10 protein-coding genes are annotated in these 13,984 nt (G+C 71.1%); 3 read left to right on the top strand and 7 right to left on the bottom strand.

Annotated features, from left to right (window positions below):
* Positions 1-6 precede the first annotated feature (6 nt).
* From ACX12F_RS24670 to ACX12F_RS24655, 4 genes are read right to left on the bottom strand one after another with little or no spacing between them, the layout of a single operon-like run.
* Positions 7-897, bottom strand: a complete 891-nt coding sequence (locus ACX12F_RS24670) for a CDP-alcohol phosphatidyltransferase family protein (RefSeq protein WP_459366901.1) — start codon at positions 895-897, stop codon at positions 7-9.
* Positions 894-1,631 (bottom strand): phosphatidylserine decarboxylase, encoded by a 738-nt coding sequence (locus tag ACX12F_RS24665; RefSeq protein WP_459366900.1) that lies wholly within the window; start codon positions 1,629-1,631, stop codon positions 894-896. The genes ACX12F_RS24670 and ACX12F_RS24665 overlap by 4 nt, the downstream gene beginning before the upstream one ends.
* Before the next feature lie 29 nt (positions 1,632-1,660).
* Positions 1,661-2,848 (bottom strand): molybdopterin molybdotransferase MoeA, encoded by a 1,188-nt coding sequence (moeA, locus tag ACX12F_RS24660; protein ID WP_459366899.1) that lies wholly within the window; start codon positions 2,846-2,848, stop codon positions 1,661-1,663.
* 4 nt (positions 2,849-2,852) lie between these two features.
* Positions 2,853-3,773, bottom strand: coding sequence for an SDR family NAD(P)-dependent oxidoreductase (locus ACX12F_RS24655; protein WP_459366898.1), 921 nt, complete (start codon positions 3,771-3,773; stop codon positions 2,853-2,855).
* A gap of 67 nt (positions 3,774-3,840) precedes the next feature.
* Between ACX12F_RS24655 and ACX12F_RS24650 the strand changes: the two genes are divergently transcribed.
* On the top strand, positions 3,841-4,656 hold the full coding sequence (locus ACX12F_RS24650) for an HAD-IIA family hydrolase (protein WP_459366897.1): 816 nt from the start codon (positions 3,841-3,843) through the stop codon (positions 4,654-4,656).
* Between the two features lie 3 nt (positions 4,657-4,659).
* On the opposite strand, the gene ACX12F_RS24645 is transcribed toward ACX12F_RS24650, so the two are convergent.
* Together ACX12F_RS24645 and ACX12F_RS24640 are read right to left on the bottom strand one after the other, a co-directional pair.
* Complete coding sequence (locus ACX12F_RS24645) at positions 4,660-6,378, bottom strand: DEAD/DEAH box helicase (RefSeq protein ID WP_459366896.1); 1,719 nt, start codon at positions 6,376-6,378, stop codon at positions 4,660-4,662.
* A gap of 92 nt (positions 6,379-6,470) precedes the next feature.
* Complete coding sequence (locus tag ACX12F_RS24640; protein ID WP_459366895.1) at positions 6,471-6,968, bottom strand: cupin domain-containing protein; 498 nt, start codon at positions 6,966-6,968, stop codon at positions 6,471-6,473.
* Positions 6,969-7,107: 139 nt separating this feature from the next.
* On the opposite strand from ACX12F_RS24640, the gene ACX12F_RS24635 reads away from it, so the two are divergent.
* Together ACX12F_RS24635 and ACX12F_RS24630 are read left to right on the top strand one after the other, a co-directional pair.
* Positions 7,108-7,869, top strand: a complete 762-nt coding sequence (locus ACX12F_RS24635; RefSeq protein WP_459366894.1) for a polysaccharide deacetylase family protein — start codon at positions 7,108-7,110, stop codon at positions 7,867-7,869.
* A 10-nt stretch (positions 7,870-7,879) separates the two neighbouring features.
* Positions 7,880-8,578 carry a M24 family metallopeptidase gene (locus tag ACX12F_RS24630; protein WP_459366893.1) on the top strand — a complete coding sequence of 233 codons (699 nt, stop codon included), beginning with the start codon at positions 7,880-7,882 and terminating at the stop codon, positions 8,576-8,578.
* A gap of 40 nt (positions 8,579-8,618) precedes the next feature.
* On the opposite strand, the gene ACX12F_RS24625 is transcribed toward ACX12F_RS24630, so the two are convergent.
* Complete coding sequence (locus ACX12F_RS24625; RefSeq protein WP_459366892.1) at positions 8,619-13,862, bottom strand: PGRS repeat-containing protein; 5,244 nt, start codon at positions 13,860-13,862, stop codon at positions 8,619-8,621.
* Positions 13,863-13,984: the final 122 nt, after the last annotated feature.

Raw genomic sequence — 13,984 nt, 5'->3', positions numbered from 1 at the left:
CAGGCGTCATCGCCGCGGTCCGGGCCTACGCAACCGGAGCCGGGCCGTGGAGCGGCGCTGGCCGCGGTCGGTACGCCGCGGTTGGGCCCGGCGGATGGCCCGGCGCGCCTGCCGCTGTTCCTTGGGCTTGTCATCCCACACCTCAGGGTGCTCACGCAGCCACGCCTTGGTCCGGATGGCGAACGGGATGTGCAGTACGTACGCCACGATGATCGCCAGGATCACGATGTAGCCGTACATCACCGAGGCGGCCACCAGGATCGCGAGCAGCGCCAGCAGCGGCAACGCCATGTTCGGCGGGATGGCGAAGGTGTGCACCTTGCGCATCGGGACGGTGCTGACCACAAGCAGTGAGACGCCGATCAGCCAGACGCAGATGAACACCTGACCCGAATGCGAATCCCACCACGGGCCGGGAAACTGCATCTTGGCCGCCAGCGGGCCGATGGCGCCGATCGCGCCGGCCGGGGCCGGCATGCCGGTGAAGAACTCCTTCTCGAACGCGGGACCCTCCACGTCGAGCATGGCGTTGAAGCGCGCCAGCCGCAGCACGATGCACACCGCGTACAGCAGCACCACGATCCAGGCCAGCGGCGAGGTGTTGTGCTCCAGCAGGGTGGCGTACACGATGAACGCCGGCGCCACACCGAAGTTCACCGCGTCGGCCAGCGAGTCGATCTCGGCGCCCATCTTGGACGTGGCGTTCAGCATGCGGGCCGTGCGGCCGTCGAGCGCGTCGAGGATCGCCGCACCCGCCAGCAGCGCCATGGACTCGGTGGGGCGGTGGTCGAGAGCGAACTTGACCGCCGTCAGGCCCAGGCAGATGGCGGCGACGGTCAGGGCACTGGGGACCAGCTTCCGCAGGCTCACCTGCGGAGTCTTGATCCGGGGTTTCATTCCGGCGACCCGGTGGTCGGCGTGGGCAGCTCTGCCAGCACGGTCTCGCCGCCGATGGCACGCTGCCCGATCTCGACGCCGATCACCGAGCCCTTGGGCAGGTAGGTGTCCAGCCGCGAGCCGAACCGGATCAGGCCGTAGGTCTCGCCCAGTGCCAGGTGCGCACCCGGGTGGGTGTTGCACACGATGCGGCGGGCCAGCAGCCCGGCCAGCTGCACCGCGACGACATCGTGGCCGTCGGCGGTGCGCAGCCAGATGCTGTTGCGCTCGTTGTTCTCGCTGGCCTCGGCCTTGTCGGCGGACAGGAACTGGCCCGGCTTGTACTTGACCGTGATCACCTCACCGGCCACCGGCGCGCGCTGCACGTGCGCGTCGAACAGCGACAGGAAGATGCTGATCCGCGGCAGCGGCTCGTCCGACAGGTTCAGTTCGGCGGGCGGCACGGCCTCGTCGATCAACGTCACCTGCCCGTCGGCCGGCGCGACGACGACGCCGGGCCGGCTCGGTGGCGTCCGCGACGGATGCCGGAAGAACCCGGCACACGCGGCGGCCGCGGCCAGACCGGCAGCCCGGACCCAGCGCTTGTGGCGGCCGATCAGGGCGACGCCGAGGGCGCCGCCGACGAACGGCAGCCCGGCCGGGTGGATCGGCGGGACGGTGGAACGGACCAGGTCGACCAATCGAGAAAGGTCGGACTCTGGAGTGTCAGCTGGGGGGCGCGCAGGTCTGGCCATCGGGACTCGATTCTACGGTTTGCGGGGCTCTAACTGAGATCCCAGACGGGCACGGGTGATCCGGCTGCCAATTCGACCACGTCCTCGCCGATGTCCAGCAGGCAGTTTGCTGTTGCCAGCCACCGGAGATGGTGCGAGGCCGGCGGGCCGTAGCTGCTCACCTGCTCATCGGTGCCGAGCACGCCGCGGCGGAACTGACGTTTCCCGGCGGGGGAGGTCAGCTGTTCGGTGAGGGTCGCCGAGCGGCGCGGCCGCTGCGACGTCAGCCCCATCGCCGCCCGCAGCGGCGGCCGGATGAACACCTCGAACGACACCAGCGCCGAGACCGGGTTGCCCGGCAACGTAACGATGGGCGTGCCGTTGACGGTCCCGGCCCCCTGGGGCATACCCGGCTGCATGGCGACCTTCACGAACTCGACGTCATGGACGAGAGCGTCTTTCACCACCTCGTAGGCACCGGCACTGACGCCGCCGGTGGTGACGATCAGGTCGACGTCCGTGGCGTGACCGGCCAAGGTCTCCCGAAACAACGCGACGTCATCCGACGTCGCCGGTGCGGTGGTGACGTCGGCTCCGGCCTCGCGCAGCGCCGCGGCCAGCATCACGGCGTTGGACTCGTAGATCTGGCCCGGCTGCAGCGGCGTGCCCGGTGTGACCAGTTCCGTTCCGGTGGACAGGACCAGAACCCGCTGCCGCGGAATCACTTTCAGCTCGGCGAAGCCGAGTGCGGCGGCCAGGCCCAGTGCCGCAGGGGACAGCACCTCGCCGGCGGACAGCACCGTCATCCCCGCGGTCACGTCCTCGCCGGCACGCCGGATGTGGCGGCCCTCGACAGCGGCGGCGAAGATCGAGACAGTGTCCGTCGCCGCATCGGTTGATTCCACGGGCACCACGGCTGTGGCACCGGCCGGCAGCATGGCGCCGGTCATGATCCGGTGCGCGGTGCCGGGCGCCAAGGTGAGCAGGTCCGTGCGGCCGGCCGGAATGTCTTCGGCGACAGGCAGTTTCACCGGGTTCTCGGCTGACGCGCCGGCAACGTCGGCAGCCAGTACGGCATAGCCGTCCATGGCCGAGTTGTCGAAACCGGGCAGCGACAGCGGGGCCACCACATCGTCGGCAAGGGCCAGTCCCAGCGCGTCGGCCAGCGGCACGGTGACGGCAGGCCGGGCGCTGATCAACCCGGCGACGACCCGCTGATGTTCTTCGACAGTCCGCATGACGCTAGATCGGGAACGTGACGCCGGTCAGTTCTTCGGAGACGGCCCACAGCCGCCGCTGGATGCCGGCGTCGTGCGATTGGGCGCTCGACTGGACCAGCACCGGGTGGCCGACCAGTTGCCGGAAACCCGACGGGCCGTAGTACTCGCCACCGCGCGCGTCGGGGTCGACGGCAGCCCGCAAGGTGGCCAGGGCGCCGACCTCGGGGCTGTTGGCGACCAGTCCGCTGATCTGGTGGAAGCCCGGGAGCCCCGAACCGGGGATGTGGCGCATCAATTCGGTGTTGGAGATGCCGGGATGGGCCGCGACCGAGATGGTTTCGGCGTTGGTGGCCACGAGCCGGCGCTGCAGCTCGTAGGCGAACATGAGGTTGGCGAGCTTCGACTGGCCATAGGCGGCGACGCGGTTGTAGCGGCGCCGCTCCCACTGCAGGTCGGTGAAGTCGATCTTCCCGAGGATGCGGTGGGCGATGCTGCCGAGCGTCACCACCCGCGAGCCCGCGACGGGCAGCAGATTCTCGATCAGCAGGCCGGTCAGCGCGAAGGCGCCCAGGTGGTTGGTGCCGAACTGCAATTCGAAGCCGTCGGCGGTGGTCTGCTTCGGCGGGTACATGACACCGGCGTTGTTGATCAGCAGATCGATCCGCGGGTAGGCCGCGCGCAGGTCGTCGGCGGCGGCGCGGACCGAGGTCAGTGACCCCAGGTCCAGCTTCTGCACGGTGACATCGGCGTTGGGGGTGCTCGCCCGGAGCCGGGCGGCCGCGTCGTCACCCTTGGCGGTGTCGCGCACGGCCATCACCACGCGCGCGCCCCTGCCCGCCAGCACGCGCGCCGTCTCGTAGCCCAGCCCGGTGTTGGAGCCGGTGACGATCGCCACCCGCCCCGTCTGGTCCGGCACATCGCCCGCAGTCCACTTAGCCGTCATGCGCGTTGACATTACCGAGCAGACCGCCTGAGTTGCGCAGGAGCGGCGGGCGTTTACTGTCGGCACCATGGCAATCGGCGGGGTTCTCTTCGACATCGATGGTGTCCTGGTGACCTCGTGGCGCCCGATCGATGGTGCGGCCGAAACTCTGCGGGCGCTCGAAGAGCGTCAGATCGCCCGGTCCTTCCTCACCAACACCACCACCCGCACCCGCCAGCAGATCGCCGAATTGCTTTGTACCGCAGGGCTCGACGTCGCCGCCGACGAGGTGGTCACGGCCGCTGTGCTGACCGCCGACTATGTGCGCGACCGCTACCCGGGCGCCCGGTGTTTTCTGGTGAACAGCGGCCAGATCGGTGCGGACATGCCCGGCGTCGATCTGGTTTACGCCTCCGATTTCGCCGGCCCGCAGCAGCCCGACACACCCGACGTGGTGCTGCTCGGTGGCGCCGGGCCCGAATACACACATCTGACCCTCAGCTGGGTCTACGACTGGATGGCCCGCGGTGTCCCGGTGGTGGCCATGCACCGCAGCAACGCGTGGACCACCGCCGACGGGTTGCGGGTGGACACCGGGCTCTATCTGGCCGGCCTCGAACAGACCACCGGGCATCAGGGCACCGCCGTCGGCAAGCCCGCGCCCGCCGGGTTCCTGGCCGCGGCCGCCCGCCTCGGCGTCGAGCCCGAAGAGATGTACATGGTCGGCGACGACCTCAACAACGACGTGCTGGCGGCCCAGGTCGTCGGCATGGCCGGCGTGCTGGTGCGCACCGGCAAGTTCCGGCAGGACACGCTGGACCGGTGGGCCTCAGACGAATTCGCGATGCAGCCGAACTACGTGGTGGACTCGGTGGCTGATCTGCCGGAGCTGCTCGGGCTCTAGCCGTCAGGCCGTCAGCTCACGCTGCATGTTGCGGATCGCGGAGATGCGGTCCTGCAGCTGCTCGCGGGTCGCGGCGGCCACCGGCGGGCCGGGATGGCGGCGTCGCAGCTCGTTGTGGATCCAGCCGTGCGGCCGTCCGGTGCGGTGGTGGAAAGCGGCCACCAGCAGGTTCAGTTCTTTGCGCAGCTCGCGCAACTGACCGTGCGTGGTCATCGGTGGCGGCGGTGCACCCGTGGCCGCGGCCTTGGCGCTGCGCTTCTGCAGCTGTTCGTCCTGGCGCTTGCTCAGCAGATCACGCATCTGGTTGGGGTCCAGCAGACCCGGGATGCCGAGGTAGTCGGCCTCCTCGTCACTGCCGGCCTCGGTCGCAGTGCCGAACGACGAGCCGTCGAAGATCACCTGGTCCAGCTCGGCGTCCGACCCGAGCATCTCGAAGCCGTTCTCCAGCTCCGACTTCTCGTCTTCCTTCTTCTGTGCCTGCTCGAGCAGTTCGTCGTCGAGCCCGTCGGACACGCGATGCGGCTTGCCCAGCACGTGGTTGCGTTCGCGCTCCAGCTCGCTGGCCAGCTCCAGCAGGTTCGGCACCGACGGCAGGAAGATGCTGGCCGTCTCGCCCTTGCGCCGCAGCCGCACGAACCGGCCGATGGCCTGCGCGAAGAACAGCGGGGTCGACGCACTGGTGGCGTACACGCCGACCGCGAGCCGCGGCACGTCGACGCCTTCGGACACCATGCGGACCGCAACCAGCCAGCGACTGCTGCCGTCGGAGAACTGTGAGATGCGCGCCGAGGCCGTCGGGTCATCCGACAGGATGACGGTCGCTTCCTCACCCGTGATGGTGTGCAGCAGCTTGGCGTACGCGCGGGCCGTGGTCTGGTCGGTGGCGATGATCATGCCGCCGGCGTCCGGGATGTGCTGGCGGAGCTGGCCCAGGCGCTTGTTGGCCGCTGCGATGACCGCGGGCATCCATTCGCCCTCGGGGTTCAGGGCGGTGCGCCAGGCCCGGGCGGTCTGTTCGGCGGTGAGCGGTTCACCCAGTCGGGCCGCGTGCTCCTCGCCGGCGCTGTCGCGCCAGCGGGCTTCACCCGAGTACGCCATGAACACCACCGGACGGACGACGCCGTCGGCGAGCGCGTCGGAGTAGCCGTAGGTGTGGTCGGCGACCGACTGCTGGTGACCGCTGCCATCGGGTTCGTAGTTGACGAACGGGATGGGGCTGTCGTCCGACCGGAACGGCGTCCCTGTCAGACACAGGCGGCGCGTCGCGTCGTCGTAGGCCTCGCGAATGGCCTCGCCCCAGCTCTTCGCGTCGCCGCCGTGGTGGACCTCGTCGAAGATCACCAGCGTCTTGTGGTTCTCCGTGCGTACGCGGTGCCTGGTCGGATGGCTGGCGACCTGGGCGTAGGTGACGACGATGCCGTGGTAATCCGACGACGTCTGCCCGGTCGAGTTGCTGAACTTGGGGTCCAGGGCCATGCCGACGCGTGCCGCGGCTTCTGCCCACTGGGTCTTGAGATGCTCGGTCGGGACGACGACCACGACCTGGTCGACGGTGCGCTCCGTCAGCAACTCACCGGCGATCCGCAGGGCGAACGTGGTCTTGCCTGCGCCCGGCGTCGCGACAGCCAAAAAATCCCGTGGCTTGGCGGTCAGATACCGCACCAAAGCCCGACGCTGCCAGCCCCGCAAAGCCTGGGTGCTGGGCGCTGCGTATGCCCGCACCCGAAGACTCCTCCTTGGTCGAAGGGCAGTTTAGGGCAACGGGTTCGGGCTGCGCACTTTCCCCGGCGTGTCCTGGGACGAGTCGGCGCGTCCTACTCGACGAAGAAGTTGTCGTGCTTGATGAACCACTCGCGGCGTTCGTCATCGGTCATGTCGGCGAGCTGGCCGAACCCCTCGAAATACGCCTCGCGCGGAGCACCCGGAGCGAACAACATCAGGATCGACGCCGGCTCGTCGGCCTCGTTGCGGAATCCGTGGATGCCGCCGGGCGGGACGTACAGGAAGTCGTTGGCGCCGGCCCGCACCCAGTCGGTGCCGTCGTAGAGCGTCATGGTGCCGGAGAGCACGAAGAACGCCTCGGACATCGCGCGGTGAAAATGCGGCCCCGGTCCGCCGCCGTGCGGCGCGATGTCGACGCGATACAGGCCGTAGTCGCCGGCGGTCTTCGTTTGGTTCGCGAGGTAGTGGTACTGGATCAAGCCGTGCGAGTCGTAGTCGGGCGGCTCGTCTCCGCGCCGTAGTGTGGCGCTGACCTCCGGTTGATCAGCGGTGTAGCGGGCCGGGGGATACGGCGGAACTACCAACGACACGGTCGGCTCCTGGTGGACGACGGGCTTGGGACACGGCTTTTCGCCTCTCACGATAGGGCGGCCGCCCGGCCCGGCGCTCGCGGCAAACTCACAGCTTCTGGACACTCGTTGTTCAGAGTCTGGGCCTACCGTCCGGCCTGTGATAACCAGACGGGCTTTCCTGGCTGCTGGTGCCGCAGCTGCCGGTTCGCTGGTGTTGGCGTCGCGGGCGTCCGCCGCCCTGGATCCGGCCGCTGTCGCCGGTCAATATGCGCGCCGGGTGCCGACCCAGTGGGGGATGGCGCTGCCCGGGATCGTCACCTCCTTCCCGGTGAGGGGGCGCCAGATCGCCCTGACGTTCGACGCCTGCCGTGGCGGTGTCGACGAGGCCCTGCTCGACACGCTGCAGCGCAACAACGTGCCGGCCGTGTTGTTCCTGAACTCCCGCTGGATCGACCAGCACCCCGACCGGGCGGCGCAACTGGCGGCGAACCCGCTCTTCGAGATCGGCAACCACGGCACCCGCCACGTGCCGCTGTCGGTGACCGGCCGTGCTGCCTACGGGATCGCCGGCACGCGGTCGGCCGCCGAGGTCGTCGACGAGGTGTGGGGTAACCAGATCAAACTCACGACATTGACCGGTAAGGCGCCCACCTGGTTCCGTCCCGGCACCGCCCACTACGACGACGTGGCCGTGCAGATCGTGCATGACCTCGGGTTGCAGCCGCTCGGCTTCACTGTCAACGGAGATAGTGGCGCCACGCTGCCCGCCGCGCGGGTGCGCGCGAATGTGGTTGGTGCGCAACCCGGTTCCGTCGTGATCTCCCATATGAACCGCCCCGGGTCGGGGACCGCGGCCGGGTATGCGGCGGCGATCACCGACATGAAGGCAGCCGGTTGGGAGTTCGTGCGGCCCGCCTAGCCTCGGTGCGGTGGAGAAGTTTGACGAAGACGTGCGGGCCGCGCGGCTTCTGGGCGCCCAGGACAAGGCGGCGGAATTGTTCGTCGCCATCGAAGAGCGGGGGCTGATCCGGCCCGGCGCCGGCGAGCGTCAGGTGTCCGACGAGATTCGAGAGCTGGCGGCCGAACTCCTCGGCGTCACCCGGCACTGGCATAAACGGATCGTGCGCGGCGGCGAGAACACCCTCGCGACGGCCCGCGACAATCCGCCAGACCGTGTCATCGCCGACGATGACATCGTGTTCGTTGACCTTGGGCCCCTCTTCGAGGAGTGGGAAGCAGATTTCGGCCGTACGTTCGTGCTCGGTGACGACCCGCGAAAGTTGGCCATGCGCAACGACTTACCGAAAGTGTGGGAAGCGGCTCGAGCCCACTTCGAGGCGACTTTGGACATCACCGGTGCGCAACTGTTCGAGCACGTCGTCGGGTTGAGTCGAACCGCCGGTTGGGAATTCGGCGGTGCCATCGCCGGACATCTGGTCGGCGAGTTTCCGCATGAGAAAATCCGCGGCCACGAGATCGACTCCTATGTGGCACCAGGCTCGGACCTGCCGATGCGTCGGGTGGATACCCAAGGGCGGCAATGCCATTGGATTCTGGAAGTGCACCTGATCGCCCCGGGTCGGCAGTTCGGCGGGTTCCAGGAAGAGTTGCTGGACCTGCGGAGGTGATCACGGTGTGGCGCCGATGGCCGGCGCCACACCGTGATCGCTATACCTGGATTCCGCTGCTGCCGGCAGGATTCCCGGAGCCTCCGGTGCCGCTGCCGCCGGCAGCGCCAGGGGCGCCGTCGGCACCGTCGTGGGTGCCGTGACCGCCATTGGCACCGCCCGTACCGCCCGCACCACCGGCGCCGCCGGCCGGACCGTTGCCACCGGCGCCGGTCGTCGAACCGGTTCCGCCCGCACCGCCGTTGCCGCTGGTGCCGCCGACGCCGCCGGCACCACCATTGCCGCCGTTGCCCCACTGGGTCACGTTGTCGTTGTAACCGTCGCCGCCGGCACCGCCGGAACCGCCCGCGCCGCCGACGCCGCCGTTACCGCCGGCACCACCGACGTTGTTGCCCGACGTTCCGCCGCTGCCGCCGGCACCCGCGAGACCACCGTGGCCACCCACACCGCCGGTGGCACCGGCGTTTCCGTTGATGAACGGAGTGCCGTGCGCGCCGGTCTGGCCCGCTCCGCCGATGCCGCCGTTCCCGCCGGTGCCGCCCGTCCCGCCGGCACCGTCGATGCCGTGCGCTGCAGTGCCGCCGGCTCCGCCGCTACCGGCGGCACCACCTGCGCCGCCGGTACCCCCGAAGCCGCCACCGCCGCTGATTCCGGCCGCATTGTTGGAACCGAAGGCCGGGAGCCCGCCGATGCCGCCGGACCCACCGGTCCCGCCGGCGCCGCCGGCCCCGCCCTTGCCGCCGTCACCCGACGTGGTTCCGCCGGCACCGCCGATACCGCCGTTGCCGCCCGCCCCGGCGCTGCTACCGGACAAGCCCGTAGCGCCCAGCAAGGGCCCGATGGTTCCGTCGGCGCCATTGCCACCGGTACCGCCGGCACCGCCGGCACCACCGTTGCCGGTCACGCCGCCCGAGCCGCCGGCGCCACCGTCCCCGCCGCGGCCCGCGGTGTCAAGGATGGTGATGGCGCCAAAACCGTTGCCGCCCTTGCCGCCGTTGCCGCCGACACCGCCGACGCCGCTGAGGGCCTGGCTGACGCCGCTGCCGTTGAAGCCGCCCGCGCCGGCACTACCTGCCGTCCCGCCGGTACCGCCCTTGCCGCCATTGCTCTGGATCGACGAAATACCGTCCGAACCGGCACCACCGGTGCCGCCGTTGCCGGCTGCGCCACCCTTGCCGCCGGCCCCGACGGTCCCGTGCGCTGCGCCGCCGCCCTTGCCGCCGCCGCCACCGGTACCGCCCGCACCCCCGGAACCGCCGGTGTTGCCACCGAGCACGCCCGAGCCGCCGCTGCCGCCGTTGCCTCCGGAGCCTCCGATACCGCCCGTGCCGCCGTTGCCGGAGTTGGTGCCGCCGGCGCCACCGATGCCGCCGGCGCCGCCGTTGCCGCCGTTGGGGCCGTTCTGGCCAAGTGCGGCAAGGCCATTGGCGCCGTTGCCTCCGGTGCCGCCGGCGCCGCCGTTGCCGCCGTTGCCGTCGGTGCCACCGGTACCGCCGTTGCCGCCGGCTCCGCCGTTGCCTGCGATGCCGATTGCGGTGATGGTGTCGAAGCCGTTGCCGCCCTTGCCGCCGTTGCCGCCGTTGCCGCCGGTTCCGGTGGCCGCCTGGTTGACTCCGCTGCCATTGAAGCCGCCAGCTCCCGCGGTACCGGCATTGCCGCCGTCACCGCCCTTGCCGCCGTCGGGGATCAGTGAGGAACTGCCGTCGGAGCCGTTGGCACCATTGCCGCCGGACCCGGCCGCGCCGCCCTGACCGCCGGCCCCGACGGTGCCGTGGGCGGCCGCGCCGCCCTTGCCGCCGCCGCCACCGGTACCGCCGTTGCCGCCGTTGCCGCCGCCGCCGAGGGCGCCGCCGCCGAGGACACCGGACCCGCCGCTGCCGCCGTTGCCGGCATTGCCGCCGGCGCCGCCGATACCGCCGTTGCCGGAGTTGGTGCCGCCGGCGCCACCGATGCCGCCGGCGCCGCCGTTGCCGCCGTTGGGGCCGTTCTGGCCAAGTGCGGCAAGGCCATTGGCGCCGTTGCCTCCGGTGCCGCCGGCGCCGCCGTTGCCGCCGTTGCCGTCGGTGCCGCCGTTGCCGCCGTTGCCGCCGGCTCCGCCGTTGCCTGCGATGTCGATTGCGGTGATGGTGTCGAAGCCGTTGCCGCCCTTGCCGCCGTTGCCGCCATGGGCGCTGACGTTGGCGGTGGCGGCCTGGTGGGCGCCGTTGCCGTCGAAGCCGCCAGCTCCCGCGGTACCGGCATTGCCGCCGTCACCGCCCTTGCCGCCGTCGGGGATCAGTGAGGAACTGCCGTCGGAGCCGTTGGCACCATTGCCGCCGGACCCGGCCGCGCCGCCCTGACCGCCGGCCCCGACGGTGCCGTGGGCGGCCGCGCCGCCCTTGCCGCCGCCGCCACCGGTACCGCCGTTGCCGCCGTTGCCGCCGCCGCCGAGGGCGCCGCCGCCGAGGACACCGGACCCGCCGCTGCCGCCGTTGCCGGCATTGCCGCCGGCGCCGCCGATACCGCCGTTGCCGGAGTTGGTGCCGCCGGCGCCACCGATGCCGCCGGCGCCGCCGTTGCCGCCGTTGGGGCCGTTCTGGCCAAGTGCGGCAAGGCCATTGGCGCCGTTGCCTCCGGTGCCGCCGGCGCCGCCGTTGCCGCCGTTGCCGTCGGTGCCGCCGTTGCCGCCGTTGCCGCCGGCTCCGCCGTTGCCTGCGATGTCGATTGCGGTGATGGTGTCGAAGCCGTTGCCACCCTTGCCGCCGTTGCCGCCATGGGCGCTGACGTTGGCGGTGGCGGCCTGGTGGGCGCCGTTGCCGTCGAAGCCGCCGGCGCCGGCGCTGCCGGCATTGCCGCCGTCACCGCCCTTGCCGCCGTCGGGGATCAGTGAGGAACTGCCGTCGGAGCCGTTGGCACCATTGCCGCCGGACCCGGCCGCGCCGCCCTGACCGCCGGCCCCGACGGTGCCGTGGGCGGCCGCGCCGCCCTTGCCGCCGCCGCCGCCGGTACCGCCGTTGCCGCCGTTGCCGCCGTTGCCGAGGGCGCCGCCGCCGAGGACACCGGACCCGCCGCTGCCGCCGTTGCCGGCATTGCCGCCGGCGCCGCCGATACCGCCGTTGCCGGAGTTGGTGCCGCCGGCGCCACCGATGCCGCCGGCGCCGCCGTTGCCGCCGTTGGGGCCGTTCTGGCCAAGTGCGGCAAGGCCATTGGCGCCGTTGCCTCCGGTGCCGCCGGCGCCGCCGTTGCCGCCGTTGCCGTCGGTGCCACCGGTACCGCCGTTGCCGCCGGCTCCGCCGTTGCCTGCGATGCCGATTGCGGTGATGGTGTCGAAGCCGTTGCCACCCTTGCCGCCGTTGCCGCCGGCGGCGGTCGTATTGCCGGTCGCGGCCTGCGTCGTCCCGCTGCCGTCGAAGCCGCCAGCTCCCGCAGTGCCGGCATTGCCGCCGTTACCGCCCGTTCCGCCGTCGGGGATCAGTGACGAACTGCCGTCGGAGCCGTTGGCACCATTGCCACCGGCACCGGCAGCGCCGCCCTGACCGCCGGCGCCGACACTGCCGATGAACCCGACCTTCTTGCCGCCATTGCCGCCGACGCCGCCGACACCACCGTTGCCGCCGTTACCACCGCCGCCGAGGGCTCCGCCGCCGAGGACGCCCGAGCCACCGTTGCCGCCGCTACCGGCGTCGCCGCCGACGCCGCCGCGTCCACCGATGCCGAAGACGTAGCCCCCGTTGCCGCCGGCGCCGCCGTTGGCGCCGCTTTGGCCGTTGGCGCCGTTCTGGCCAAGTGCGGCAAGACCGTCGGCGCCGTTGGCACCGCTGCCGCCCTTACCGCCATCGCCGCCGTGGCCGATTCCCCCGGCGTTGCCACCGGTACCGCCGGCCGTCGGCGTGAAGATGCCGAAGCCCGAGTAGCCGTCGCCACCCGAGCCGCCGTTGCCGAAACCGCGGGCGTTGCCGCCGGTGCCGCCGTCGACTCCGGGAAGGCCGCTCGAGTAACCCTTACCGCCGTCACCCCACCACAGGCCGCCGTTGCCGCCGTTGGGGTTGATCAGGTTGCCGTTGGAGCCGTTGCCGATCAGGTACTGGCCGGAGAGCAGGTTGATCCCGCTGTCGACGACAAAGCCGATGGGGCTGTTGATCCAGGCCTGCACGCCGAAGTGCACGTTCTGATAGATCCAGTTGGCGACCACCACTGTCGGGTCGACGAACGTGGGTAGCGCCAGCGGACCGACGGCGGCCAGTGGGTTGACCGCAGCCAGTGGGGTGACCGGGTTGACCGCAGCCAGTGGGGTGACCGGGTTGACCGCGGCCGCCGGCGTGACGGCGGGCAGCCGGTCTGCTGTGGTCGGCGGGGCCGCGGCCACCGAGGCCGGGTGGGCGGCGGAGTTCAGTTGCACTCGCTTGGCCGCTACGCCGTACTCCGTGTTGCGCCGCACCCAGGCCATCACAGCCCAGACGTCGGGCATCTGGTTGGGGGCGGTCGGTGCGTCGGGGACCAGCATGGTGCCCAGACCGAGCGCGGACAGCACGCCGCTGATCGGGTTGAACGGCTTGCTCGCCGGGGCGGTCAGCACGGGGACGACTACTGGCGCTGACGGCGCGGACGGGGCCGATTGGACGCTGGGCGCCGTCGAGGTTGCGGCGGCCTCGTTGCCGGCAGCCGTACCCGGTTGGGTCGCGTTGCGCCCGGCAGTCGAGCCGCCGGTGACCGCGCCGGTGGGAGTCTTCTTGGGGCTGACGGCCGCGGTGGAACTCGCCTTATCCGCTGCGTCGGGCTTCTGGGCGGCCGTTGGCCGGGTGCCGCGCGAACCGCGCGTGGGCGCAGTGCTGGTGGCAGTGTCGCCGGTGGCGGAACCCGGGCCGTCGGCGTTGGTGCCGGCGTGCTTGGGCTTGCCACCACGAGCGATGTCGTTCAGGGCTTTCCTGGCGTCGTCCGCGTACTGGCGCATGCGGTCCTGCGCCTGTTGGCGTGGGGTTCGCGGGGTGTCGGTCGCGGTGCCGGAGTTCTGCGGCTCGCCGGACTTGGGCTTGGCCGGAGGCTTGGTCGTGTCCTGGGACTTGGCCTTGCCGTCAGTGGACTTGGACGCACCGGTGCTGCCGGATTTGGCGCCGCTGTCGCTGTTCGAGCTCTCGGTGTTGACGAGCCTGATGTCCGCGGTCACCGACCGCATCGTCGGTGAGTCCGGACCCAACAGCAGCATCACGCCCGCACTGGCGAACGCCGCACTCGTCAATCCCGCCGCCGCGAGCGGCCCAGCCGCACTCCACCAGGTGTTGGTGCCCACTGCCCTGTGCTTTGCCACGATCCTCCTCGCCCCGTGGGGCGCCGGAACCAGACACCCCCGTCAATAAACGTCGGGGACACTAACAGCATTAGCCGTGCGCTGAGTACTTTTCTGGGAAGTTGCTTTGTGGCGAGGTCACT

The organism is Mycolicibacterium sp. HS_4_1, from assembly GCF_054515875.1.
This window is presented reverse-complemented; position numbering and strand designations above follow the sequence as displayed.